The 24,437-nt window shown below is 49.0% G+C and carries 17 protein-coding genes and 1 pseudogene; 8 read left to right on the top strand and 10 right to left on the bottom strand.

The genetic code is table 11. The annotated features are described in order from the left end of the window. Window positions 1–29: 29 nt before the first annotated feature. Window positions 30–1,904 (bottom strand): TRAP transporter large permease subunit, encoded by a 1,875-nt coding sequence (locus WB371_RS16280; protein WP_336221080.1) that lies wholly within the window; start codon window positions 1,902–1,904, stop codon window positions 30–32. A gap of 73 nt (window positions 1,905–1,977) precedes the next feature. Continuing rightward, entirely contained in the window at window positions 1,978–3,021 is a 1,044-nt protein-coding gene (locus WB371_RS16275) for a TRAP transporter substrate-binding protein (RefSeq protein ID WP_336221079.1), read from the bottom strand. A gap of 458 nt (window positions 3,022–3,479) precedes the next feature. On the opposite strand from WB371_RS16275, the gene WB371_RS16270 reads away from it, so the two are divergent. Continuing rightward, window positions 3,480–4,214, top strand: coding sequence for an aspartate/glutamate racemase family protein (locus WB371_RS16270; RefSeq protein ID WP_336221078.1), 735 nt, complete (start codon window positions 3,480–3,482; stop codon window positions 4,212–4,214). Between the two features lie 8 nt (window positions 4,215–4,222). On the opposite strand, the gene hypT is transcribed toward WB371_RS16270, so the two are convergent. The 4 genes from hypT to WB371_RS16250 all read right to left on the bottom strand — a co-directional run bounded on the left by hypT (window position 4,223) and on the right by WB371_RS16250 (window position 7,525). Then, the gene (hypT, locus tag WB371_RS16265; RefSeq protein ID WP_336221077.1) at window positions 4,223–5,131 is read right to left on the bottom strand and encodes a hypochlorite stress DNA-binding transcriptional regulator HypT; all 909 of its coding nucleotides are present in this window, start codon (window positions 5,129–5,131) and stop codon (window positions 4,223–4,225) included. Window positions 5,132–5,201: 70 nt separating this feature from the next. After that, complete coding sequence (gene iadA, locus WB371_RS16260; RefSeq protein WP_336221076.1) at window positions 5,202–6,368, bottom strand: beta-aspartyl-peptidase; 1,167 nt, start codon at window positions 6,366–6,368, stop codon at window positions 5,202–5,204. A 12-nt stretch (window positions 6,369–6,380) separates the two neighbouring features. Further along, on the bottom strand, window positions 6,381–6,842 hold the full coding sequence (locus WB371_RS16255; protein ID WP_336221075.1) for a YjiG family protein: 462 nt from the start codon (window positions 6,840–6,842) through the stop codon (window positions 6,381–6,383). Further along, window positions 6,839–7,525 carry a nucleoside recognition domain-containing protein gene (locus WB371_RS16250; protein WP_336221074.1) on the bottom strand — a complete coding sequence of 229 codons (687 nt, stop codon included), beginning with the start codon at window positions 7,523–7,525 and terminating at the stop codon, window positions 6,839–6,841. Before WB371_RS16250 ends, WB371_RS16255 begins: the two co-directional genes overlap by 4 nt. A 651-nt stretch (window positions 7,526–8,176) precedes the next feature. On the opposite strand from WB371_RS16250, the gene WB371_RS16245 reads away from it, so the two are divergent. Then, the gene (locus WB371_RS16245) at window positions 8,177–11,797 is read left to right on the top strand and encodes a tetratricopeptide repeat protein (RefSeq protein WP_336221073.1); all 3,621 of its coding nucleotides are present in this window, start codon (window positions 8,177–8,179) and stop codon (window positions 11,795–11,797) included. 438 nt (window positions 11,798–12,235) lie between these two features. Next, the gene (locus WB371_RS16240) at window positions 12,236–12,880 is read left to right on the top strand and encodes an acyl-homoserine-lactone synthase (protein ID WP_420704057.1); all 645 of its coding nucleotides are present in this window, start codon (window positions 12,236–12,238) and stop codon (window positions 12,878–12,880) included. Here the strand turns inward: WB371_RS16240 and WB371_RS16235 are convergent, their stop codons facing one another. Continuing rightward, on the bottom strand, window positions 12,881–13,603 hold the full coding sequence (locus tag WB371_RS16235; RefSeq protein WP_336221071.1) for a LuxR family transcriptional regulator: 723 nt from the start codon (window positions 13,601–13,603) through the stop codon (window positions 12,881–12,883). Between the two features lie 423 nt (window positions 13,604–14,026). Here WB371_RS16235 and WB371_RS16230 point away from each other — a divergent pair, with 423 nt between their 5' ends. The 3 genes from WB371_RS16230 (at window position 14,027) to WB371_RS16220 (ending at window position 19,632) form a co-directional block, all read left to right on the top strand. Further along, window positions 14,027–14,236 carry a hypothetical protein gene (locus WB371_RS16230; protein ID WP_336221070.1) on the top strand — a complete coding sequence of 70 codons (210 nt, stop codon included), beginning with the start codon at window positions 14,027–14,029 and terminating at the stop codon, window positions 14,234–14,236. A gap of 509 nt (window positions 14,237–14,745) precedes the next feature. Beyond that, the gene (locus WB371_RS16225; protein ID WP_336221069.1) at window positions 14,746–17,736 is read left to right on the top strand and encodes an autotransporter outer membrane beta-barrel domain-containing protein; all 2,991 of its coding nucleotides are present in this window, start codon (window positions 14,746–14,748) and stop codon (window positions 17,734–17,736) included. Between the two features lie 342 nt (window positions 17,737–18,078). Continuing rightward, entirely contained in the window at window positions 18,079–19,632 is a 1,554-nt protein-coding gene (locus WB371_RS16220) for a peptide MFS transporter (RefSeq protein ID WP_336221068.1), read from the top strand. A 181-nt stretch (window positions 19,633–19,813) separates the two neighbouring features. On the opposite strand, the gene WB371_RS16215 is transcribed toward WB371_RS16220, so the two are convergent. Together WB371_RS16215 and WB371_RS23855 are read right to left on the bottom strand one after the other, a co-directional pair. Next, window positions 19,814–20,446: a LysE family transporter gene (locus WB371_RS16215; protein WP_336221067.1), complete on the bottom strand. Its 633-nt coding sequence runs from the start codon at window positions 20,444–20,446 to the stop codon at window positions 19,814–19,816. Window positions 20,447–20,577: 131 nt separating this feature from the next. Further along, window positions 20,578–20,823, bottom strand: a pseudogene (locus WB371_RS23855) (autotransporter outer membrane beta-barrel domain-containing protein); the annotation flags it as partial. 426 nt (window positions 20,824–21,249) lie between these two features. Between WB371_RS23855 and yahO the strand changes: the two are divergent. After that, entirely contained in the window at window positions 21,250–21,525 is a 276-nt protein-coding gene (gene yahO, locus WB371_RS16205) for a DUF1471 family periplasmic protein YahO (protein ID WP_336221065.1), read from the top strand. A gap of 87 nt (window positions 21,526–21,612) precedes the next feature. Here yahO and prpR read toward each other — a convergent pair whose 3' ends face one another. Continuing rightward, window positions 21,613–23,208 (bottom strand): propionate catabolism operon regulatory protein PrpR, encoded by a 1,596-nt coding sequence (gene prpR, locus WB371_RS16200; protein ID WP_336221064.1) that lies wholly within the window; start codon window positions 23,206–23,208, stop codon window positions 21,613–21,615. Window positions 23,209–23,462: 254 nt separating this feature from the next. On the opposite strand from prpR, the gene prpB reads away from it, so the two are divergent. Next, window positions 23,463–24,353, top strand: a complete 891-nt coding sequence (prpB, locus tag WB371_RS16195; protein WP_336221063.1) for a methylisocitrate lyase — start codon at window positions 23,463–23,465, stop codon at window positions 24,351–24,353. Window positions 24,354–24,437 lie beyond the last annotated feature (84 nt).

The raw sequence follows: 24,437 nt of genomic DNA, 5'->3' as shown, positions 1-24,437 counted from the left end.
CTGAATATGGCAAGCAGAGAATTTACTAATTAGTAGCCGGCCAGTCCTGGCAGCCAGGTCGTTAACGGTGGTGCCATTGCGACAATAATGATGCCGACAAAAATCACCGCCAGATATTTCGCCATTGGTCTGATGACGTGTTTCATTTCTACGCCGCAAATGGCGCAGGTGGTGTATAAACCCAGACCTATCGGTGGTGAAAACAGGCCAAAGCCCATCGCCATAATCATCACAATGCCAAAGTGCAGCGGGTTAAAGCCAAGCTGAATTGCTATTGGCACCAGAATTGGGGCGAAGATAATCAATGCAGGCGCACCTTCAAGAACCGCACCGAAGATGATCAGAATGACGATGGTTAACATCAGGAACAGCCAGGCGCCTTGCTCCATGCCAATTCCGACCAGCAGTTCCGCAATCTGCTGCGGGATCATCTGAATAGTCAGGGCATAAGAGAGGCTGGTTGCACAGGCCACGATGAACAGCAGAACGCCAGACATTGCCGCGATATCAACGAACATTTTAACCGTGGCTTTCAGCGTCAGTTCGCCAAACGCCAGACGACCGACCACAATCGCGTAAATAACGGCGAACGCGGAAATCTCCGTAGAGGTGGCGATACCCATCATAACCCCGCGGCCAATCATGAAAATCATGACCAGGCCAACAGCGGCTCCCAGATAAAGCTGGGTACGCGGGCGTAACACCGGGTAGGCTTCGCTGACGTTAATTTTGCCGCCGAAACGGTTGGCGGCAACCATTAGCAGCACTAACAGACAGGCCGCAGGCACCAGACCGGCGATGAACAATGCTCCGATGGAAATGTTGGCGACAAAGCCCATGACGATGAGGTTTACGCAGGGCGGAATGGTCTCCGCCATCACTGCAGAGGCGGCAAACACCCCGGCGGCTTCTTCGCTGTCCTGCTTCGCGCGGCGTACCGCAGGCATTAACACACCGCCAACGGCGGCCACATCCGCCAGTTTGGACCCGGAGATGCCGGAGAAAAAGGCCATTGACAACACGGTTGTCATATTGAGGCCACCACGAAACCGTCCCATGCCGCGCACGATAAGTTCAACCAGTCGTGTGGACATACCATTGATTTCCATCGCAGCACCCGCAAGCAAAAAGAAAGGGATGGCCAGCAGAACAAAGTGGTCAACACCGGCCGCAACCTGCTGAGAGAAAAAGACAAACGGCAGGGAAGGGTCGCAGATGAAAAAGACCATGGCTGACATGCCAAGCGTAAAAGCAATCGGTACGCCAGCCAGAATGCCGAGGACAAAACAGATGAGCATCAGGCTCGCCGCGGCGCTGGCAGGATCGGCCATCAACGACAGTTTCAGATAGCCTAACGCAGCCAGCGCCAGGATCCCGGCACCGCTGAGTAATACCACTCTGGCGCGTTCATGCAGGGCATGTTCGAGCGCGGCTACCATCATCACCACCGAGCCGATTAACACCGGAATGACGTAGATGGTCTGGGGCAGGCCCGTTTCCGTGGTCTGTAAGCGCGCGGCCTGTACCAGGTCATAACTGGAAACGACCAGTCCGACGGAGACCAGAAACAGGATCCAGCGACTGGCATGGACAACGTAAGGGCGGACGTTTTCCGGCAGGAAGCGCAGAAACAGATCAACGCCAATATGTCCGCCTCTGCCTGTTGAGGTGGCTACACCAAAAAAGACCAGTGCAATCATCAATGCACGAGCGACTTCCTCCGCCCAGTGGATTGGCGAATGCAGAGCGTAACGCCAGATCACCGAAGCGAATACCACCAGTACGTTGATAAACAGCACCAGTGCGCCGGCCCAGGACGTTAAGGTTGTCAAGCTTCGACTCAGCCGCCCCAGCAGCATCAACAACGTGTTTTCATCCTTTGCTTTCATTGAGATATCTGCCATGGAGAACTCCTTTCATGGTTTATGTGGGCAACATCGCCGTCCCACAGAATTTCGCAGGCCGACGATGCACGGCTTATGGCTTATCACTTGGTGCCGTCGCGCTGATTTCGTCCACCATCGGTTTCAGATCGGGGTATTTATCCAGAAAGGCTTTCCAGACGGGCTGTACGGCCTGTGCGAAGAACGCGCGATCGGTTTCCCTGAAGGTGACACCTTTGGCCTCCAGCTTTTTAATCGCTTCCTGTTCTTTCTGGCTGGCCTGCTGGCGTTCATATTCCGTGGCCTCTTTCGCGGCGGCTAACACGTCGGCGCGTAACGACTCCGGAATCTGCTCAAAGCTCTTCTTGTTCATGGCAATCATCAGCGGGTTATAGCTATGGCGGGTCAGGGTGCCGTTTTTGATGATTTCATAATATTTGCTGGCATAAATGGTAGGAGCATCATGCTCGACACCATCGATAACGCCCATTTGCAGGCTGGAATACACTTCTCCGCCCGGCATAGGAATAGCTACCGCCCCCATGTGATTCAGCGTGGCGATAAAGTTTGGCACCGGCAGGACGCGGATTTTCAGATTCTTTAAATCCTCCGGTTTCTCAATCGCCTTTTTGGTGTACACGTTGCGGGCGCCAAGGTTATAGCCATACCCCAGCACCATCACGTTCGCCTTGTCCATCATCAGTTTTGAAAGCTGCTCACCGGCTTTACCGTCCAGCGCTTTCCCGACCTGGTCATAATCTTTAAACAGGTAACCCAGATCCAGAACCCCCACTTCCGGGACCAGCGTGGCCCAGATTGAGGTGCCAGAAATCATCATGTTAATGGCGCCGATACGTACCTGCTGTGTGGCATCGGCTTCTTTTCCCAGCATCGCGTTGGCGAAATAATTGAGCTTAATCTGTCCTTTTAACTTCTCGTTTTTATTCAGATTTTCCTGGAAGCGGTTGAACCAGATGTAGTGCGCAGAAGACTCATCACCTGGCAGAGACGAGTAAACACGAAAGTTGATTGCTGCCTGTGCTGATGCGCTCAGTACAGTGCCTGCAATCAGGGCGCTACTAAGGCAAGCGAGTGCCAGAAAACGTCTGGCGGAACGAAACGGTGTTGTTTTCATCATAATTATCCTTTCTCACAATGTAGAGGTCGCGATAATGCCTTCTGGCGCGGCTGACTCGGCCAGTGGGTGTAACGAAAAAAGTGGCTGCTTTTATTGACTGTAACGTTTTAGTGTAACGTTACAGACGCTATCTGACTCACTGTGCAAATGCAATATGCTTCTATTCATCAACGAGAGTGATATGTGATTTTTGTGGCGGATATCGCTTATTTATGGATGAGTGCAACAAATCAGAAACGGGGTGTTTGCTGTTTAGTCACTGTTTAGCTGGGCAAAGGGAGGTTAATCATCAGTATGAGTCCGCTGGCGTCCAGCCAGAACCCACAGAAAGCGTTGTAAATCATTCCAATGTGAAACAGTGATAACTTTTACGCATAGCTGCTAAGAAAACGGCATTTTTTACCTATGCATCAGGGTGATAGTGTCATTCGATATAGCAACGAAAGAACGGTGTAGTAATGAAACATACCATTGGGATTCTGGGCGGCATGGGGCCTGCCGCAACGGCGGACATGCTGGAGAAATTTGTTGAACTGCGTAGCGCCAGTTGCGATCAGCAACATATTCCACTGATCGTAAGCTCAATTCCTGACATTCCCGATCGTACCGCTTGTTTGCTCTCCGGTGGCCCTTCTCCTTATCACTTTCTGGAGCGTTATTTGCACATGCTGGAAGACGCCGGAGCGGAGTGCATCGTTATACCCTGTAACACGGCGCACTACTGGTTTGATGATTTACGCGCAGTGGCAAAGGCCGAAATGATCAGTATTCTTGATGCCACGCTCAATGAGATCCCATCCGGGGTGAACCGCGTCGGCCTGCTGGCAACCAATGCCACGCTTGCCACGGGTCTGTATCAGAAAAAAGCGATAGCGCGGGGACTCTCTCTTGTTCAGCCAGAACCGGGCGGTCAGACGCAGGTGATGGAGGCCATTTACGCCCTGAAACGCGGAGACAAATCCACCGCGCAAAGCCTGTTGTTTCCGCAAATCAGACATCTGCATTCCCGTGGCGCACAGGTGATTATTATGGGCTGCACCGAAATTCCGTTAATGGTGGCCGGGCATGAGAATGAATTAGGCGGGCGGTTTATTGATTCAACGGCGTCTCTGGTCCATGCCGCGATTCGCTGGTATGAGTCATGGCCGGACACGCAACGCGTTGAACCTGCGAAACCGGCTCTTTGTATGTGAGCGCGAAATCAGGGGAAGGTATGCAGGTGATGTAATTCTTTCCAGAATTGCTCCGCCAGGGGATTCATCCGCGTGTCCATTCGATAAGCATAAGCCTGGATGGGAATAATCAGCGTGTCCTGATCCAGCACAATGAGCTGCCCGCTACGAATCTCCTGACGTATTGCATATTCCGGAAGCCAGGCGATTCCGCATCCGTCCAGCGCCACCTGTTTCAGTAATTCACTCATCGAAGAGACAAAAAAAGTGCTGAAGCTCAGTTCGGTATGGCGGGTCAACGTGCGGTTGATAAGCCTTCCCATATAGGAGTTCTTGCTGTAGTTGAGCAAAGGAAAACTGGGCTGGTCGAGCGTGTAACGCGGTTTTCCGTGTTCATCACTGGCACAGACAGGAAACAGTTGTGACTCAAACAAGCGAATATTGGCAAACGGCGGCTGAAGAAAATTTTCGTCGTAATAGGAGAAAACGAAATCGCTTTGTCCTTCCCGCAACATGTCTACCGCCTGATCGACATCGATCGCTTCAACCGACCAGGTAAACTGGGTTGGCATCTGGCTGACAATACCCGGTAATAACCCAAGTGAGAGCGAGTGTGCGGCGGCAATTTTAATTTTGCGCAGCGTGAAATCACTGCCGCCACGCAGTTCAGTCAGGTTACTTTCCAGTTGTTGCAGCAAGTGACGGACCTGAGAGTGAAAGATTTTTCCCTGCTCGGAGAGCTGTAACGGTGAGACCTGACGATTGAACAATTCAACGCCCACCGCGTTTTCCAGCGCGCGGATGCGACGACTGAAAGCTGGCTGCGAGACATTACGAATCACCGCAGCCTGAGAGAAATTTCGACACTTTTCCAGCGTCAGAAAATCATAAAGCCATTTTGTTTCGATGTTATGCAAACCTGCACCGCTCTCATCCATTGCCCATCACCTGTCAGCCGTCCGATTGCGCCATTGTACGGGCATTCACACGGCTGACAACCGATCGCGCTTACTCGAAAGTGCCCTTCACGCAGGCTTTACCTTCAACAACCATTCGTTTACCGCGGGCATAAACCTGATCAATTCTCAGCTCCGGAGTCATGACCAGAAGGTCAGCATCTTTACCCGGGGCAATTTCACCTTTCGCGGAGAGGTTAAGGAAGGCCGCCACGCTGGTGGTGAGCGGGCGCAGCGCGTCCGTCAGGGTAAATCCGTAATCGTTTACCAGAGATTGAACGGTTTCAAGCAGGCTTTCGAAGCCCGCCACGCCAATACCGGTGAGCTTTCCGGCATCATCGAACAGCGGCTGGCTACCATTACCATCGGAACTGACCGTTATCCGGTCGAGCGCTACACCAGATTTTACTGCGCGCGCCACGCCTTCTGCCGGTGCAACCGGATCGGGTATCCCGCTGGTGATATCGATCGTGCCGCCCTTGAGCGCAAAAGCCACCGCTTCGTCAAACAGTTTTTCATTGCGATTAACATGGGTAGGCAGCAGTTTGCTCATGGGCACATCGCTATTTTCCAGAATGTCGTACAGGGGTTTGAGTCCCTTTTTGCTGTCGCCCATATGGAACACGCTGACGCCCGGTTTGCCTCCCAGCAGGCCACCCACGCGTGATTCTGCCGCCATGTTTGCCAGTTGATAATCACCGGGTGCTGCCGAGCGGTGGTCAGATACTGCGCATTTCACGCCGATGACGCGGTCGATCAGCGCGACATCTTTTTCCACAGAACCAGTGATGGTCGGGGAAGGTACGTGGTAAGCCCCGGTCAACATCCAGGCGGTGATCCCTTCTTCATTTAGCGCCCGGGTTTTCGCCAGCAGCGATTCCGGATGACGAGTCACAGAGTCAGTGCCGAGCAAACCAATAACGGTGGTGACCCCGGCTTCGGTCAGTTTGCTGAGTCGGACTTCCGGCGTGCGGGTGGTGGGACCGGCTTCGCCACCGCCGCCAATCAGGTGTACATGCTGGTCAATGAAGCCAGGGCAGAGAATCTGTCCGCTGAGATTGATAACGTTACAATCCGGCACAATGTGAGGAGGAATATCGCGTTCTACAGCAATAATTTTGCCGTTCGCAAGCAGTACGTCGCAAATCCCCTGGTCTTCTGGCGCATAAAGGCGCGCCCCTTGCAGCAGGGTAAAATCAGCGGCGGATAAATCAGGCATAATGACTCCTTACTAAACAATAAGCTGCATAACCCAGATCGACAGCAATGCGTTGATGGCGCACACAGCAATGATATGGGGATAGTATTTGGCGTTCACTTCAGCAGTACCGAGGCAGCGTCCGACGTTCTGTACAGGGTTGCCCATCAGGTAGATTGCCGGAAGCAGAACCGTGACGTCGTGACCATTTAATGCCCCCGCAGTGAGCAGACTGGCGGAAACGCCAACCGCACCGCCCATACTCATGAGCGACGCTAATAGCACTGTCGCAGCCTCACCAGGAAGCCCCCAGAATGCCATAATGGGCTGGCAAATGTGCCCCACCCAGTCAAGTAAACCGGTTATTTTCAACGCCTGAATAATCACGAACGCCATGACCACGTTTGGCAACAGGTTGGTGGTGGCGATGGTAAAGCCGCGACGGGCACCATCGATAAACATGTCCATGACATTTTTGCGAACTTGTGTGGTCATGCCTGCGCTCCTTGCGTTGGGTTACGGCGTTCTTCGACGTTGATCCAGATTCGTAGCAGATTGGCGCCGACAAATTTAAACACCAGAATGACGGCCAGCGGGACAATTACGGATGTTCCCAGAAAGGCGAAGACGGCAACGCCAGAGGAAAAATAGTTGGTGATGATCGCGCTACCGCTGGTCTGGTACGCCGCAAAAATGACTTTGTCGCGCTCGGTGATTTCGCCTTCCTGCGCCAGTTCTTTCGTCATACCCGCTGCCGCATCGGTGTTTTGTAAGTTAGCGATAAGCGCCAGCGAGCAAATACCCGGAATACCAAGCAGCGGTTTTAAAATTGGCGTCATCAGTTGTTGTGCGGCACGTAACCCGCCAAGTCCGTCGGTGATAGCGATAATGCCCAGCGACAAAATAACGGAAGGAGCGAGTTCCAGCGCGAAGAGAAAACCATCTTTCGCCCCCGTACCGCCAGCGCCCCGGAAGGTGACGGACGTTTGCCCGGCACCATTCGCGATTTGACCAAATGAACCATTCAACACAGTAAAATCAAAAACGCGCCACCAGCCCTCCGTTCCGGAAAAGATGCCGGAGAAGAAAATGATGGTCAGAAAGAATGCCAGATACCCTTTAATGCCGACTTTTTCTGTTGCAAGCGGCATTGCCGCCTGTTCCCCTTGTTGCGCCATAGCGAACCCCGTTATTTTTTTGATGGTGTGTGTTTGTTGCGACAGGCCATCAATGGCCCGAAACATAATGACCTTATCAGTCATAGGGGAATGGGGAAAATGCAAGAATGTATCGAACTATGCGTTTCTTGCATAGTGCAAAGGACATAGCGGTAAGTTGAATTTATCTTTCTGCACAGACAGACTACGCATAATGACTTCTGTTACTGTTCAGGCGCAGAATCTTCCTTCGATCCAGTTATGTAATGTCAGTTGTGCTCCCGTGTATATAGTCTGCAAAGGAGAGTGAAAGTGACAGCCGAATTCTTCAGCGATGTACGTTGTTGTTAAGAGCCGACGTTTTGAAGAAAATTTTCAGTGTTATGTTGATTAAATGACATTCTCATGTAACATTTTCATTTTTGATATCTGAAGTAGTACAGATGTATCTGAGAGCGGATGCATCATATACGTTTTAAGGATACTTATCTAAAATATTGCATTTAAGGATGGCGTTATGCAATAGATAATAAAATATAAATTCAACTTTTATGGCTGGCCCGTTTTTTGCCTGTTTGTATTTGAGATTGCCAATTAGAGAAACGGTGCTCTTAAGTTTTAAATTCTGAGTCTTTGTTATCAAGAACATGCTCAAACCAACGGATTGATATAATGAAAAAATTGATATTCATAATTGCTTTTTTTCTCTCTTTGCATGTGTCTTATGCAAAAACAAATGAAGAAGCACAGGTTGCAAGAAGCGAATTTTCAGAATCAATGATCCAGCAAGGGCATATAAATAAAACACTGGGTGATTCAATAAGAGATTTAGATTCAAAAGTTGATAAATTTGGTGATTCGCTGACAACTCTGAAAGATAATGTATCCAGAATAGATGCTTATTCTGGCAGTGTGATGGTCAATTACAATTTTTTATCCTGGTTCATTCCATCAATTATTGTGATACTTTCATTGTTCTCTGTTCCTTTTTTTTGGAATCGGACAAAGCTGATCCATAAAGAGGCCATTGATAAGTGGATAAAAGAAAATGAAGGCTTTTTAATGGATGAAACGAAAAAACAGTTTTTGAAGCAAATTAATGACAAATTTGAAAAACTGGTCGACGAAATGACCATTGAGAAAAGCGCTCAAGTTAATGGTGGTAATCAAGTAGATAAAATGACTGATGAAAACCCTCAAGGGAAAGCGACAAGGGAAGGGGGCTCTGAGAATAATAGTGAAAAAGATAGTAATGGATTAAAGGATGGGGGAGTGGGGAGCACAACATCGCCAGAAGAAAATAGCATCATAAATAATGAATTAGTCAGTGATGTTACTGATGTGTCAGAGTTTGTTACCGATGACGAACTGAACGTCAATATTGAAAAGGCGACGAATAATAAAGCAGCAAATGTGACAACCGGAATAAGTAGCACAAAAATTCATGGTGATGCTAAAACAGAAGAACCGGTCGTCCCTGAAAGTAATATTAGTCAGGATTCGACACTGGACTTTAGCGATTTGAAGTTAGAAGACAAAAGTAAAAATACTTGCGATGATATCGCGTTAAATTACTGTGACCTCAATAAACCTGAAGAAGAGATCGCAGCTTACCAAAATATTATTGACAGGTTAGGTGATTCTGAAGACCCAGAGGCACAACTGGAAGTCGCTAAAGCCTACCTTTATTTGGGAATCACATTCGGTGAGCTTGCTAACACAAAAGAAAAAATGGCTGCTTACCAAACCCTGATTCAACGTTTTAGGGAATCAAAGATTGCGGAAGTTCAAGTGCCGGTCGCAGTGGCTATGCGCGGAATTGGGGTGACATTCGGTGAAATGAATAATCACGAAGAGGCAATCAAGGCTTATCGTGATTTGCTGTCTCAATTTGAACATTCAGCTATTCCTGAAGTTCAGGAGCAGGTAGCAATGGCCCTTCGCGGATGTGGCGTATCCTATAGCAGAATGGATAAGCCAGAGGATGAGATCGCCTCGTATCGTGAACTGATTGAAAAATTCGGCGATTCAGATGATCAGAATTTACAAACAGAGGTTGCTATTGCCTACCGATATATGGGAATTACCTATGGTCAGTTGAATAAACCGGGAGAAGAAATTGCCGCCTACCGTAATATGATTGACCAGTTTAAAAATGCAACGACTCCCGAAATTCAAGCAGAAGTGGTCAAAGCTTGTCGCAATCTGGGAATCGCTTACAGACAACTGAATAAGCAGGAAGAGGCAATCATTGTTTATCGTACCATTATGGATCTTTACGCGAACTCAACGGATCCTGAAGTGCAGATACAGGTTGCAAAAGCCATGCGTAGTACAGGGGTTATGTACAGTCAGGTGAATAAGCCGGAGGAGGAAGTGACCATCTATCGTGAATTGATTGAGCGATTCAGAGATTCCGATAATCCTAAATTACTTGTGGAGGTTGCTACTGCTTACCGCTATTTAGGAATTACCTATGGTGAGCTGAATAAACCAGATGAAGAAGTCACCACCTATCGCCAGATGATTGATAAATTTGCAGATTCAGATATTCCGAACGTACAAAAAGAAGTGGTCAAAGCCTGGCGCAATATGGGGGTTACTTACGGACAGCTTAATCAGCCAGAACAGAAGATTGCGGTATATCGCAATCTCATTGATAAATTTGAGCACTCGCCTGTTCCGGCGATACAAGCGCAAGTGGCGATGGCTATGCGTGGCACAGGGATGACCTATAGAGAGTTGAATCAACCGGAAGAAGAAATCACAGCCTATCGGAATCTGATTGATAAATTCAAGGGTTCACCGCATCCGGAAATACAAATGGAGGTCGCCAAAACCTTCCGTAATATGGGAATCGCCTACGGGTTGATGAAAAGGCCTGAAGAGAAAATTGCCACCTACCAGGCCCTGATTGAGCAGTTCGGTGAGTCAGAACAACCACAGATACAGGCGCAAGTGGCAATGGCAATGCGTGGTGTGGGGGTAACCTACGGCGAGCTGAAGAAACCTGAAGAGAAAATCGCTGCTTACCGGGCATTGATTGATAGGTTTGGTGAATCAGAACTACCAGAGATACAAGAGCAAGTGGCAATGGCGATGCGGGGGACTGGTGTTACCTATGGCGAACTCAAGAAACCGGAAGAGAAAATAACCAATTATCGGGCGTTGATTGATCGGTTTGGTGAGTCAACGCAACCAGAGATACAGGTGCTGGTGGCAATGGCGATGCGGGGTATGGGGGTCACCTATGGTGAGCTCAGGAAGCTGGAAGAGGCAATCGCCGTGAATGATGTACTGATTGATAATTTCGGTCACTCGACAGTTCCGAATATACAAGTGCAGGTTGCGATGGCAATGCGTAGTAATGGTGTGATTTACGGTGAACTGAATAAACCTGAAGAGGAAATTGCTGCATATCGCAAACTTATTGACCGATTCGGAGATTCGGAGAACCCAGATATACAAACGGAGGTTGCAATAGCCTGCCGGTATATGGGGATAACTTACGGGGGGCTGAACAAACCTGAAGATGAAATCGCCGCTTACCGTAATCTGATTGACAGGTATGGTGATTCGGAACACCCGGCAATACAGAACCTGGTAGCCATGTCCTGTCATAGCATCGGTTTAGTATATGTAAAACTGAACAAACTTGAACAAGCATTATCAGTGTTTCAAAGTCTGATCGATCAGTTTGGTCATTCAAATGCCGAAAATATACAGAAACAGGTTCTGATCGCCTGTCGCAGTATAGCAAAAATATATGAACAGCAAGACCAAATGGAAATGGCACTTGAACAGTATCAAAAGGTGATAAGCGGATTTAAAAGGTCAAATTATCCTGCGGTACAGCTCCAGGTAGCTAAAGCATATCACGATATGGGGATGCTATATGGCAAAATGAATAAACCAGAGGAGGCGTTTGCTGTTAATTTAATGATTGTTGAACGCTTCAAAAATTGTAAAGGTTTTGCTATTAAAGCTGAGGTCGCTAAGGCTGATTATAATATGGGGCTGTTTTATGAAAATGCTGGCCGAAATTATGAGGCCGAAGATGTTTATCGGAAAATAATTAATCAATACGAGTCGGTTGATGATGTTAACGTACAGTTAGTCGTGTACAGAGCAGTTCTGTCATTAAGTGCATTAATTTATGAGGCGGGAAGTAAACTGGAAATGACAACGTTATTACTCAGGTTTGTAAATAAAGAGAAATATGTAAAAGATGACAGAATTAAGCCGTTAGCGATTAAAATGAAAGCAAGGGTTGAACTGTTGAATAATCAATGAGTTCATTTGTTGAAATGGCGCATTATATTCTTTAGAAGTGTAATGATGTCATATGTTTATAACGTAATGGCCTGTATTTTTTCAGGCCATTATGGGAGACTCTCATTTTTAAAAATTATTTTGTTAAATTATTATTATTTCAAATGATGTCCGCAAAAGTTGTATTGCCATTATGGAGTAATTGACTGGCATAACTCTACTGTACATAAGTTCACTCATTTGTTATTTCCACATATTGCCCTGCTCATAATCCTGTTAATAATTGTTTTTTTGTTGTTTTATTAATATTTTATGCATTAAATATAAAATATGTTAGATTTGATTATTTGTTTTTAAAACCCTCTAAAAACAATTACTATTCGCTTGTCCCGGCATGCTACCGCTAAGCTTCACTGATGTTACCGAATCTAAATGCTTATACATTGAAAAGGTGACATGATGTTTAATGTTTACGTAGTGAATTACTCTTCACTGAGTGATGGGAAAGCGGAAGATTTTTTTATGTTACGCAAGAATGTTTTTAAAGATCGTCTACAGTGGGCTGTAACCTGTACAGATGAAAAAGAGTTTGATGAGTTTGATAATGAAAAAACGGATTATATATTTGGCGTGAAAAATGGAATGATAATATGCAGTACAAGGATTATCGATATGAAATATCATAATATGCTGAATGACACGTTTTCCGAATTCTTCAGCGATGTGGAAATCCCTGAGGGGAATTTCATTGAGTCCACGCGTTTTTTTGTTGATAAAGAGAGAGTTAACACGCTGTTAGGTAACAGATACCCTGTTACGCAAATGCTGTTTCTGTCTTTAATAAATTATGCCCAGCGCCATCATTATGATGGCATTCTTGCTGTGGCAAGTCATCCCATGATGCACATTATCAGGAGGTCTGGCTGGAATATTACTGTACTCAAACAAGGTGTTTCAGAAAAGAATGAACCCGTCTATCTACTTTTAGGTCATACGGATAAGGAAAGCCAAAAAAAGCTGGAAACCAGGATCGTCACTCAGTGTGATATTCAGGAAAATGGCGTTCTGAATGACTGGCCGCACTTAGTAGAGAGTCGTTTATAATTATTCCACCGGTTTAATCAGCTGAAGCTCCATACCTAGCCGCACTGCATGCCGGGCGTTAGCGACGCCCATTTTTTTTACAATATTGGACATGTGAAATTTTACGGTGCGAACTTTTATTCCCAGGATCATGCCCGTTTCCTGATAGGTTTTACCCAGGCTTGTCCAGTACAGAATTTCGTTTTCACGCTGTGTAAACTGGCTTTGTTTATCAGGATGGGGTGTTCCCTGATCGGACAGTGACGTGAGAGTGAGGTATGTTTCATGAACGGATGCCAGCAATAAAGAAATATCACCTTTGTTCTGAATAAGTAATTCCATTATCTCCGTTCTTTTCGACGCAGGGACAATAAATGATAACGTGACCAGATTATTCTGGTAATCATGCAGAACAAAGGTATACCCATTAATGATGCCAAACTGGCTGGCCTGGTCGAACAATTTTTCAAAGTTAAAATCGGATCGCACCAGCAGCTTCTCATCCCAGGAGAAGGGCGTTAATCTATTGAGCGCGGTAATGACCACCGGGTCGGTGTACTGAAGCCCTTTCTCTTTGTACTGCGTTACCCATTCATCGGGGTAGTTCGTGACCCCAAAGATACATGACATATCCTTTTTGGATAATACGACGTAGGCCCAGGTGAGCTCTCCCAGCGCATTCAGGGTATCTTCAAGCTGATTCTTTATAATGACATCTACATTTTCTTCGTATTCCTTTAGCATTGGGTCCTCCCTGCCTGCCCGGATGGCGTGAAACCTAAATATAACACATGTTAGAGAAGTCACTCCCTATTGACTTTCACCGCTGTTAACCTCGGTACAGGTGAAAGGTACCGGGGCGGTTCTGTACTAAAGGTCAGGTTACCTTTTTTCAAAATTGGTTTTACTATCATCCAGTAAGAAGCACTTCACTATAAAAAAACCGAACTTCCGTTAAGAGAACGCTCGGATGGCCAAAGGCCGAACACCAGGGAATATTGCTGTTCTAATAAACATTCTAACTTGCAGGTGGCACAACCCGTGTTGTGCCTTTTTCCTGTTTCAGTTTCTCCGAAACCCTCTCACCCGAGTCGTCCTGACTCCCCACAGCGGCTTTTTCTCGCCGTATCTCACCTGTTGCTCAGTGACAACAGCTGGAACGAAGAGATGCAAATCAGTCCCACGACTTTTTGGGCGGTAAAAAGCGATGATAGCGTCGCACGTTTCACCAGCCAGACGCGTGCCTGGCATGACGATGACTATCAGGAATGTTTTCAGCAATCCGGTTTTCATTGTGTGTTACGCATTGCTGACGAGGAGTGGCCCGTAAGAGATACCTTCGCTGGTAAGCTGTTTGCTCTGATCGCCAGCCGGTGAGTGCTTGCGATTTATCTGAAAGAAGAAAATAAAATTTGAGTGCTTAGTGTGGTTATTATGACTAAGAGCATTAATTATCTCTAATTGTCTTAGGCTTTTTTATTAATATCATATGAGAATTTTCACCATTACGAGGATATATTCATATTTGATGAATGGAAATATAACTTTAGCATTGCCAGCGTGGTGTTTAATGCTGATGGTGGCGGTGTTTTTCTGTGTTTAATTTTGGTGATTTTTATTTTAATGGAGTTTTGTTGTGTTCCCTGTGTAGAATGCAGATATTGAGATTGTTTGTCTAATTATCTTATATACTCAGCCTGAATCCTCCGCTGTTCTACTGTTGCCTCCATTCCTTAATTTATTTATTATCCTTTTATTTGCGAGCTAATGAATATCTCCCGCCAGATAATTTAATTAGAACTGATTCGGATTTTTATAAAAATAAACATGCAGATGTAATTATGTTTATTGATTAAGAACATGTGACACAACAAGGATTGTAGTATATGAGTATGGCTTTCAAACCTAAAAAAATAGCACTGTTTATCAGCGCAATTATTTCCTCTGCCGCATTTGCCGCTTCCGCTGCGCCTGCGAGCGTTATCGTGAATAGCTCGACGTCATCATCCGACCGTACTGTCAGTCTGCCGACTGGCAGCGATGTCTCGTATATCAGCGTCAGTGTTGACGATGGTCTGGTCACGATGGGGGACAGTACCACAATAACCAGTGGCGGTGATTATCCTGACGATTCCCTTGCGTTTAACCCTGGCTATTTTGTTAAAGCAACGGCGGGAAAAGTTGATCTGGGTAATAACTTCACCCTGAATTACGATTTTGACTATACCGTGAATGACAATTACCGTGGCACGGCAGTTTATCTGTACGGCTCAAGTGTACTAAAAGCCGAGAATCTGACGATTAACTCGCAAAATAGTAATGTCGATACGGCGGATCTGGTTAATGCGTTTCTGATTAGTGGGAATTCTCAGGTAGATTTAAAAGGCACCACCACTCTTATTACCGGAAATATAGAAACCAGTCAGGACAGCATCTTAAATGTTGAAAACCTGAATATTACCTATAACGATCCGGATCCTGATTCAAGACGTGGTCACCATGCCGCCCTGGATTTAGCCGGCAAAGAATCAAATTTCACGGGTAACGTAAATATCAATATGTTCGAAGGATCGGCGGGTTCTCTCGAAGGGATTGATATTATGGGCAACGATGCAACATTTGCCGGGAGAACCGCGGTTGATCTCGATATTATCAGCGGTAATGTATCAGGGGTTGAAGTCTCAGATACGATTTACCGGTTGAATGGCGGTAACAAAATACCGGTATATATGACCAATAACGTCACCTTTAGTGACCTGGCAATCAAAGGCATAAGTCGCGGCGATGCCGCGGCAGGTGGAACCGTTGTGGGTTTTAACAGCATTAGCCAGAGTGGAACGACGGACATCGCTATCGATAAAATCACTGTGGATTTGACCGGTAATAATACCGTTGATGGTATTCGTTTGCGCGATCTTGACGCGTTGGGGTCGACGAAGTACCGCATCAATGACGCCAGGGTGAGCGTGTCGGGTGGCGATGCTGCGATCTTAACCGGTTACTACAGCGATAACGTTGCTGGTGCGACGACGGATACGATAATCAATAACATCAACATTCAGTCTCAGGGCGGGAATAACGTCTATTTACTGGAACAGCGGGGTTCGAACGATCGCTTTACCGGCAATGTAACATTAGGCAGCCAGGCGTCTTATGATTCTGCTGCGGGGACGGTTTACGCCATTTATGGTTACAGCACCAGCACGGCTGGCTCAACAAATATCTCGAATAACAATAGGTTAGTCGCATGGGGGAAAATGTACGCAGGCGGCATACATAACATTAATATCGCCACCGGCGACAACTCTTACATTTATGGCGATACGCAGACTAACGCAAGCGGTACCCTCAATCTAGCGCTCAACGGCAGCAACAGCCGCTGGGATATGGTAGCCGATTCAAATCTCACCCATCTGACCCTGAACGGCTCCACGCTGAATTATGTCGCGCCGGGTGCCGGTAGCCGTAGCATGACGCGTGACGCCACCACCTTCAAAACGCTGACGGTGGACGGAGATTACCGTGGCACTGGCGGTAACATTGTGATGAACACTCAACTGGGTGACGACGCCTCGCCGACCGATCGCCTTATCGTTGCCGGGAATACCTACGGCACCACCAATGTGAAAGTGCTGAACGCAGGTGGTGCTGGCGGCCTGACCACGGAGGGTATTGAGCTGATTACCGTGGGTGGCGACTCTGATGGTGAGTTCAGACAGGCCGGACGTATCGTGGCTGGAGCATATGATTACACTCTGCAGCGCGGCGAAGGGACAAATGACAAGAACTGGTATTTGAGCAGCGCATTATCGCCGGATCCACTGCCGTCACAGCCAGACCCGAACCCGATTGATCCCATCACGCCGCCAGACCCACAGATACCTGCGCCGACGCCGCGTGAGCACGCTGTGCGTCCAGAAGCGGGTCTGTATGGCATGAACCTCCAGGCGGCGAACACGATGTTTAACACTCGTCTGCACGATCGTCTGGGGGAAACTCACTATGTGGACGCGCTGACCGGAGAAAAAGCGGTGACCAGCCTCTGGCTGCGTAACGTCGGCGGCCATACCCGTCAGAAAGACAACAGCGGACAACTGCAAATGCAAGCCAACCGCTATGTGATGCAACTGGGCGGTGATATCGCGCAATGGTCCTCTGATAGCACCGATCGTTATCATCTCGGTCTGATGGCGGGTTACGCCAACAAGAAAGCCCGCGCGGAAAACCAGCGTAACGGTAACCGGGCGGACAGCCGTATCAGCGGTTACAGTGTCGGTCTGTATGGTACCTGGTTGCAGGATAATGACACCCATGAAGGAGCATATGTTGACACCTGGGCGCAATATAGCTGGTTCGATAACACGGTTTCCGGCCGTGGCGTGGAGTCAGAAGATTACGATTCCAAAGGTGTCACCGCGTCAGTGGAATCCGGTTACACCTGGAAACTGGCGGATCTGAGTACCCGTAACGCGCTGTACCTCCAGCCGAAAGTCCAGATCACCTGGATGGGTGTGAAGGCAGATGACCATAAAGAGGTCAACGGTACCCGTGTGGAAGGCAATGGCGACGGCAACGTCCAGACGCGGGTGGGGGGGCGTCTGTTTGGCAAGGGGCACAACAAACGGGATGACGGCAAAGACCGCACTTTCCAGCCATTTATCGAAGCCAACTGGATCCACAACACCAAAGACTTTGGCGCTTCGCTAAACGGTGAAAACGTGACGCTGGACGGTACGCGTAATATCGGTGAAGTGAAAGCCGGTGTTGAAGGTCAGTTAACGAAGAATGTTGCCCTGTGGGGGAACGTCGCTCAGCAGATGGGTGACGCTGGTTACAGCGATACCGCGGCGATGATTGGAATTAAAGCGTCGTTCTGATGTGGCTTGCCCGGTACTGTATACGCGTACCGGGCCTGTTTGTGAGCGTATTTAGTAGGCCGGATAAGGCATCGCCGCCATCCGGCAACAACAATTTGAAACCTGCCGCCAGCCGTCAAAGTCAATCATTATCCTTCCCGACCAAACATAAAATCTACAAAACTAGACATCTATCGAATTTTCATCTTAAAGTCCCAGGGATAGCATCAGACAAAACTGTCTTGCGGTTATCATATGGTTAAATAATATTTCGCTGAATGTAAATGATCGGCCAGATATATAAATGGCTGACGGGGAATTCAGTGGCGATAAGCACCACGACACACCATTTCGGGAGAAATTATGCATTCCTCTGTTCAAAAAAATGAAAGCCGAACGTTCTTCGGCCATCCTTATCCGCTGGGTTCACTGTTCTTCACCGAGATGTGGGAACGTTTTTCGTTTTACGGTATTCGTCCGTTACTGATCCTGTTCATGGCGGCGACGGTCTATGATGGCGGTATGGGGCTGGCGCGAGAAAACGCCTCTGCGATTGTCGGTATTTTTGCGGGCAGTATGTATCTGGCGGCGCTGCCAGGCGGCTGGCTGGCGGATAACTGGCTCGGGCAGCAACGCGCTGTGTGGTACGGTTCTATCCTGATAGCGCTCGGTCATCTGTCAATCGCCTTGTCCGCATGGATGGGGGACAATCTGTTCTTCATCGGCCTGATGTTTATCGTGCTGGGTTCCGGCCTGTTTAAAACCTGTATTTCGGTCATGGTGGGCACACTCTATAAGAAAGGTGATGCACGTCGCGATGGCGGATTCTCATTGTTTTACATGGGGATTAACATAGGGTCGTTCATTGCCCCGTTGATCTCAGGCTGGTTGATCAAGTCTCACGGCTGGCACTGGGGTTTTGGTATCGGTGGTATTGGGATGCTGGTGGCGCTGGTGATTTTCCGCGTGTTCGCCGTGCCTGCCATGAAGCGCTATGACAGCGAAGTCGGTCTGGATTCTACCTGGAACAGTCCGGTTGTGAAGAAAAACGGCGTTGGTGGCTGGCTGTTGGCGCTGGCAGTGGGGGTCGCCATTATCGTGACGCTGATTGCGCAGGGTGTGATTGTCATTAATCCGGTTGCGGTTGCCAGTATGCTGGTTTATGTCATTGCTGCGTCTGTCGCGCTCTACTTTATCTACCTGTTTGTGTTTGCCGGACTGACGCGCAAAGAGCGCGCCAGGCTGTTGGTTTGCTTTATTTTGCTGGTGTCTGCGGCCTTTTTCTGGTCAGCCTTTGAACAGAAACCGACGTCGTTCAACCTTTTTGCTAACGACTATACCAACCGCATGATAGGCGATTTCGAAATTCCCGCCGTCTGGTTCCAGTCGATTAACGCGCTGTTCATTATTTTACTGGCTCCGGTCTTCAGTTGGGCCTGGCCAGCGCTGGCACGCAGAAACGTGCGTCCAGGCAGTATTACCAAGTTTGTTATCGGTATTCTGTGTGCGGCTGCGGGTTTTGGCCTGATGATGATGGCGGCGCAAAACGTACTGAACAATGGTGGCGCAGGTGTATCTCCGTTCTGGCTGGTGGGCAGTATTCTGATGCTGACGCTGGGTGAGCTTTGCCTGAGTCCAATTGGTCTGGCGACCATGACGCTGTTAGCGCCAGAGAGAATGCGAGGCCAGATGATGGGCTTATGGTTCTGCGCCAGCGCGCTGGGTAACCTGGCGGCGGGTCTGATTGGTGGACACGTCAAAGCCGACCAACTCGACATGCTGCCGGATCTCTTCGCCCGCTGTTCTGTTGCCCTGTTGATTTGTGCTGCGGTGCTGATCGTGCTGATTATTCCGGTGCGTCGGATGCTGGAAAACGCGCAGGTTACATCAGAGCAGAAATCGGCAACGAATGCCTGATTGGTAGCACTGACACATGGCTAAAACGGGCGTTTAATGCGCTGATGTTTGTTAGTTGAGCACCGCAGGTTGTTTTATTCACCTTTTGACCTGTCGTTTCACATCCCGTGGCCCGTTCAGACGAAGAAGAAGCCGGACATTCCGTCCCATCCGCTTCTTCTTTGCCTGAACAGGATAAACCTTAGCGGTGCGTCATCCCTTCATAAATTAACCGTAAGGCGAACAGGCCAATAATCGCCCCAATAATCCGGCTGGCGATGCGTTGTATTCTGCCGTATGCCCGGCGAACGGCGGGCAACGAAAATGCCTGGCTCAGAAAGACGCGCCAGATAATCGAAGAAAATACGATCCCGGCCCAGGCCAACATTCTGGCCCACGTTGGCGTGTCGGCACTCAGCGTGACGGAAAAGATACTGATAAAAAACAGTACGGTTTGCGGATTTGACAGATCGGTTAACAATCCCCGGCGAAAAAACGTCATCCACGGTGCGGAAACGGGCTGTTGCAGCGCAGGCATTTGCGGTGTCGCCTGGTGACGAACGCTATTCCAGGCGAACCACAGTAAATAGGCGCCTCCGCCAATTTTAATCACCGAAAACAGGGCTTCGCATTGGGTAATCAGTGTCGCCATACCAAACAGGCCCAGTCCGGAGTAAATCGCATCACCTGACGCCACGCCAAGACCGGTCAACACGCCTGCTCGTCGCCCGGACGCCAGGCTGGTTTGCACAACCACAAACAGATTCGCGCCGGGATTAAAAAAGGTCAGAACGAACAGGCTGACAGTAAGGAAAACCGCATGCAGAGGTTCCATAAACCACATATCCCTGGAATGAATAAATTAGCCTCATCATATTTGTCGCAAAACAGGGTTGATGCGAATGGGATCACAAAGGGCGTGACCGGAGAGGAAAACCACCCGTGTTATCACGGGTGGTTGCGGGATCAGAAGCTGTATTTCATTCCTAACATTCCCTGGGTATCGCTGTAGCCGTTGTTGCCAATCTGCTGAGCGACATTGCCCCACAGTTGCAGACGTGAACTCAGTTGTCCTTCAACACCCATTTTTAGCTCACCGATATTACGCGTGCCGTCTGAACTCTCGCCCACTCTGAGACTTTTAAAGTTATTCCACCCGTCCCCGGTATTTTCCGTCGCGGACAAGGTGATGTTTTCCCCATTATTAATGGTCACAATGTCATCCACGCCTGTGGGCGGTGAAATAGAGAACGCATTGATATTATTGGCTACGGCGGTGGAGGTTAATGCTATTGAAATGGCAATGGATAAAAGAGAAGCTGAAAAACAGGGGTTATTTATTTTCATAAATGGACTCTTCCTTAAGCAATAAATATTATGTCGAGCCATGAGCAAGAAAGACCATTCCTGAATATAAGTCCATTCACGGTTATGCTCATGTAAAAAGGTATGTTTGCAGGATTTAATATAGTAAGTAATAAGGAATATCCCCTGCAGCAGACTGACACCGCAAAAGTAACATAACCCTGAAATGACTCTGGATCTTTCCCGGAAGCTGAACTAGTTATTAATCATCCTTGAATAGCGGTAAGCATTCAGGGGCGATGATAGCGTCATAACATAACCTGGAGTTTAACGATGAAAACTGGATATAAAGTTTTGATTGGTGCGTTGGCTTTTGTTGTGAGTAATGCGTTTGCAGCGGAGATGATGACTAAAGCCGAGTTTGAGAAGGTAGAGTCGCAATACACGAAGATCGGTAACATTAATACCAGCAACGAAACCTCGACGCAGGATGCCAGAGAAGATCTGCTGAAAAAAGCCGAGGAAAAAGGGGCTGATGTGGTGGTGCTGACCTCAGGTCAAACCGATAACAAAATCCACGGTACGGCAGATATCTACAAGAAAAAATAATGCGTGATGTTGCCGGATGGCGACGTAAACCGGTCTACGGAGTGATAAACCTGTGTAGGCCGGATAAGCGTAGTGTCATCCGGCAATTCAGGTTTTCATTCTGCGCCAGAACGTGGTTCTGCTGATCCCAAGAAAGCGTGCCGCAGCCGCTTTATCACCGTTAAAATGCGCCAGAACCTGCTGTGGCGTCGCGAAAGGCGTAAGGGATGCGGGGGCGGCGCTCTCCGTGATCTCCGGCAAGATCTGCTGTAACAACGGCTCGTCAAGGGGCGGCATCGGTTCCACGCTTAAAAAAAGCGCCAGTCGTTCCATCATATTGCGTAACTCGCGAATATTCCCCGGCCAGGCGTAGTGCAGCAAGCTACCAGCACTCTGTGCCAGTCCGGCCCGAAGGGACTCGCTAAAGGGAACAGCAAGCGTAGCCAGTGATTGTTTTAAAAATCCTTCCGCCAGGGCAACAATATCGCCGGGCCGGTCCCGTAACGCAGGCAGCGACAGGCGCAAAATACTCAGGCGATAAAACAGATCCCGGCGAAACTGACCCTGTTTCATCTCGTCTTCCAGATTACAGTGGGTGGCGCTAATCACCCGCACTTCCACCGCAATGGGGTGATGCCCTCCCACACGCGTGACCACTTTCTCTTCCAGCACGCGCAGCAGGCGAGTTTGTAGCGGCAGCGGCATTTCACCGATTTCATCAAGAAACAGCGTCCCGCCGTGGGCGATTTCAAACAGTCCGGCCCGACCACCCCGTCGCGATCCGGTGAAAGCGCCTTCTTCATAACCAAATAACTCTGCTTCAAGCAATGATTCGGCGATAGCCCCACAGTTTACCGCCACGAAGGGAGGCGAAGATTTATCGCTTCGCTTACCCTGGTGGGTACAAAATTCCCGGTGAATGGCCTGCGCCGCCAGCTCTTTTCCCGTTCCGGTTTCACCCTGAATCAATACGGCTGCACGCGAACGGGCATACAACATGATGGTGTGGCGCACCTGTTCCATTTGCGCTGACTGCCCGCGGATATCCGCCAGTTCATAACGCGTGCGCAGCGCCTGCCCGGAGGTATAGGGGCCGCGATGACGCTGGGTGAGGCGGGTCATGTCCAGCGCGTCGCTGAAGGCCTGCCGCACCGTGGCGGCGGAATAGATAAAAATACCGGTCATACCGGCCTCTTCTGCAAGGTCGGTAATCAATCCCGCGCCGACCACTGCCTCAATGCCGCTGGCTTTCAGTTCGTTGATTTGTCCCCGCGCGTCTTCTTCGGTGACGTAGCTGCGCTGTTCCAGGCGCAGGTTAAAGGTTTTCTGGAAGGCTATCAGCGCGGGCAGCGTTTCCTGGTAGGTCACCACGCCAATGGAGGCGGTCAGTTTCCCTGCTTTTGCCAGCGCCTGCAGGACGTCAAAACCGCTTGGTTTTATCAGGATCACCGGAATCGACAGACGGCTTTTGAGATATGCGCCGTTGGAGCCGGCGGCAATGATCGCGTCACAGCGTTCAGTCGCCAGTTTTTTTCGGATATAGGTGACCGCTTTTTCAAAGCCGAGCTGGATCGGGGTGATGGTCGCCTGGTTATCGAACTCCAGACTGATATCGCGAAACAGATCGAACAGCCGCGTTACCGAGACCGTCCAGATAACCGGCTTATCGTCATTCACCCGTGGGGGAAGAGGTGTCGTTGCCATAGCCAACCCAGCCATAAAAAAAGGACAGAATAGTGGGTGTAGTCTTGTTTCAACATTGTTGCAATGAAACAGGCAGAGGCGTTTCATGAAACGTTAGCTGACACGCTTTTTTCCGCACTTCATTTACTCGTTCACTTTATCTTATTGTTATCTCTGTAGTTATAGAAATTATCCTGTCGTAAACCGTCTTTGGCATAGCCCTTGCTTTATGTGAATCAACAAAAAGAAACAAGTTGATAACATGAGGACGGATTATGTCTCAGGATTCTCCGGGTCAGGCATTTCGCGCTGCACTCACCAAAGAAAACCCCTTACAAATCGTTGGCACCATTAATGCAAACCATGCTCTGTTGGCGCAGCGTGCCGGGTATCAGGCGATTTATCTCTCCGGCGGCGGTGTGGCGGCCGGTTCTCTGGGACTGCCCGATTTGGGGATCTCTACGCTGGACGATGTGCTGACCGACATTCGTCGCATCACCGATGTCTGCCCGCTGCCGCTGCTGGTGGACGCCGATATTGGTTTTGGTGCGTCGGCGTTTAACGTCGCGCGTACCGTGAAATCGATGATCAAAGCGGGAGCCGCCGCGTTACACATTGAAGATCAGATTGGCGCCAAACGCTGCGGACATCGCCCGAATAAAGCGATCGTCTCAAAAGAAGAGATGGTCGATCGTATTCGCGCTGCGGTAGATGCCCGTACCGATCCTCACTTTGTGATCATGGCGCGGACTGATGCTCTGGCGGTGGAAGGATTAGACGCGGCTGTCGATCGTGCGCAGGCCTATGTGGAAGCGGGGGCCGACATGCTGTTTCCGGAAGCGATCACGGAGCTGGCGATGTATCGCCAGTTTGCCGACGCGGTCCAGGTTCCCATTCTTGCCAATATTACCGAGTTTGGCGCCACGCCGCTGTTCACCACGGACGAACTGCGCAGTGCCGGGGTTGGCATGGCGCTCTATCCGCTGTCGGCGTTTCGCGCCATGAACCGGGCCGCAGAAAAGGTCTACCACGTGCTGCGTCAGGAAGGAACGCAAAAGAGCGTGATTGACATCATGCAGACCCGCAACGAGCTGTACGAAAGCATTAATTATTACCAATACGAAGAGAAGCTTGATGCCCTGAACCTGAAACCGCAGGCCGGATAAACGCAGTGCCATCCGGCAGTGCCTGATGGCGGCTGCGCCTTATCAGGCCTACACAACTGCGTTTATCCGGTCTGGACGAAGACC

Origin of the sequence: Citrobacter amalonaticus, from assembly GCF_037053465.1 — a bacterium.
Classification (GTDB): Bacteria; Pseudomonadota; Gammaproteobacteria; order Enterobacterales; family Enterobacteriaceae; genus Citrobacter_A; species Citrobacter_A amalonaticus_H.
Note: the sequence above shows the minus strand (reverse complement) of the source record. Positions and strands in the feature narration are given on the sequence as shown.

Coding starts and splice junctions, on each gene's coding strand:
- WB371_RS16280 (WP_336221080.1), bottom strand. CDS start 1,904: ATGGCAGATATCTCAATGAAAGCAAAGGATGAAAACACGTTGTTGATG.
- WB371_RS16275 (WP_336221079.1), bottom strand. CDS start 3,021: ATGATGAAAACAACACCGTTTCGTTCCGCCAGACGTTTTCTGGCACTC.
- WB371_RS16270 (WP_336221078.1), top strand. CDS start 3,480: ATGAAACATACCATTGGGATTCTGGGCGGCATGGGGCCTGCCGCAACG.
- hypT (WP_336221077.1), bottom strand. CDS start 5,131: ATGGATGAGAGCGGTGCAGGTTTGCATAACATCGAAACAAAATGGCTT.
- iadA (WP_336221076.1), bottom strand. CDS start 6,368: ATGCCTGATTTATCCGCCGCTGATTTTACCCTGCTGCAAGGGGCGCGC.
- WB371_RS16255 (WP_336221075.1), bottom strand. CDS start 6,842: ATGACCACACAAGTTCGCAAAAATGTCATGGACATGTTTATCGATGGT.
- WB371_RS16250 (WP_336221074.1), bottom strand. CDS start 7,525: ATGGCGCAACAAGGGGAACAGGCGGCAATGCCGCTTGCAACAGAAAAA.
- WB371_RS16245 (WP_336221073.1), top strand. CDS start 8,177: ATGAAAAAATTGATATTCATAATTGCTTTTTTTCTCTCTTTGCATGTG.
- WB371_RS16240 (WP_420704057.1), top strand. CDS start 12,236: ATGTTTAATGTTTACGTAGTGAATTACTCTTCACTGAGTGATGGGAAA.
- WB371_RS16235 (WP_336221071.1), bottom strand. CDS start 13,603: ATGCTAAAGGAATACGAAGAAAATGTAGATGTCATTATAAAGAATCAG.
- WB371_RS16230 (WP_336221070.1), top strand. CDS start 14,027: ATGCAAATCAGTCCCACGACTTTTTGGGCGGTAAAAAGCGATGATAGC.
- WB371_RS16225 (WP_336221069.1), top strand. CDS start 14,746: ATGAGTATGGCTTTCAAACCTAAAAAAATAGCACTGTTTATCAGCGCA.
- WB371_RS16220 (WP_336221068.1), top strand. CDS start 18,079: ATGCATTCCTCTGTTCAAAAAAATGAAAGCCGAACGTTCTTCGGCCAT.
- WB371_RS16215 (WP_336221067.1), bottom strand. CDS start 20,446: ATGGAACCTCTGCATGCGGTTTTCCTTACTGTCAGCCTGTTCGTTCTG.
- yahO (WP_336221065.1), top strand. CDS start 21,250: ATGAAAACTGGATATAAAGTTTTGATTGGTGCGTTGGCTTTTGTTGTG.
- prpR (WP_336221064.1), bottom strand. CDS start 23,208: ATGGCAACGACACCTCTTCCCCCACGGGTGAATGACGATAAGCCGGTT.
- prpB (WP_336221063.1), top strand. CDS start 23,463: ATGTCTCAGGATTCTCCGGGTCAGGCATTTCGCGCTGCACTCACCAAA.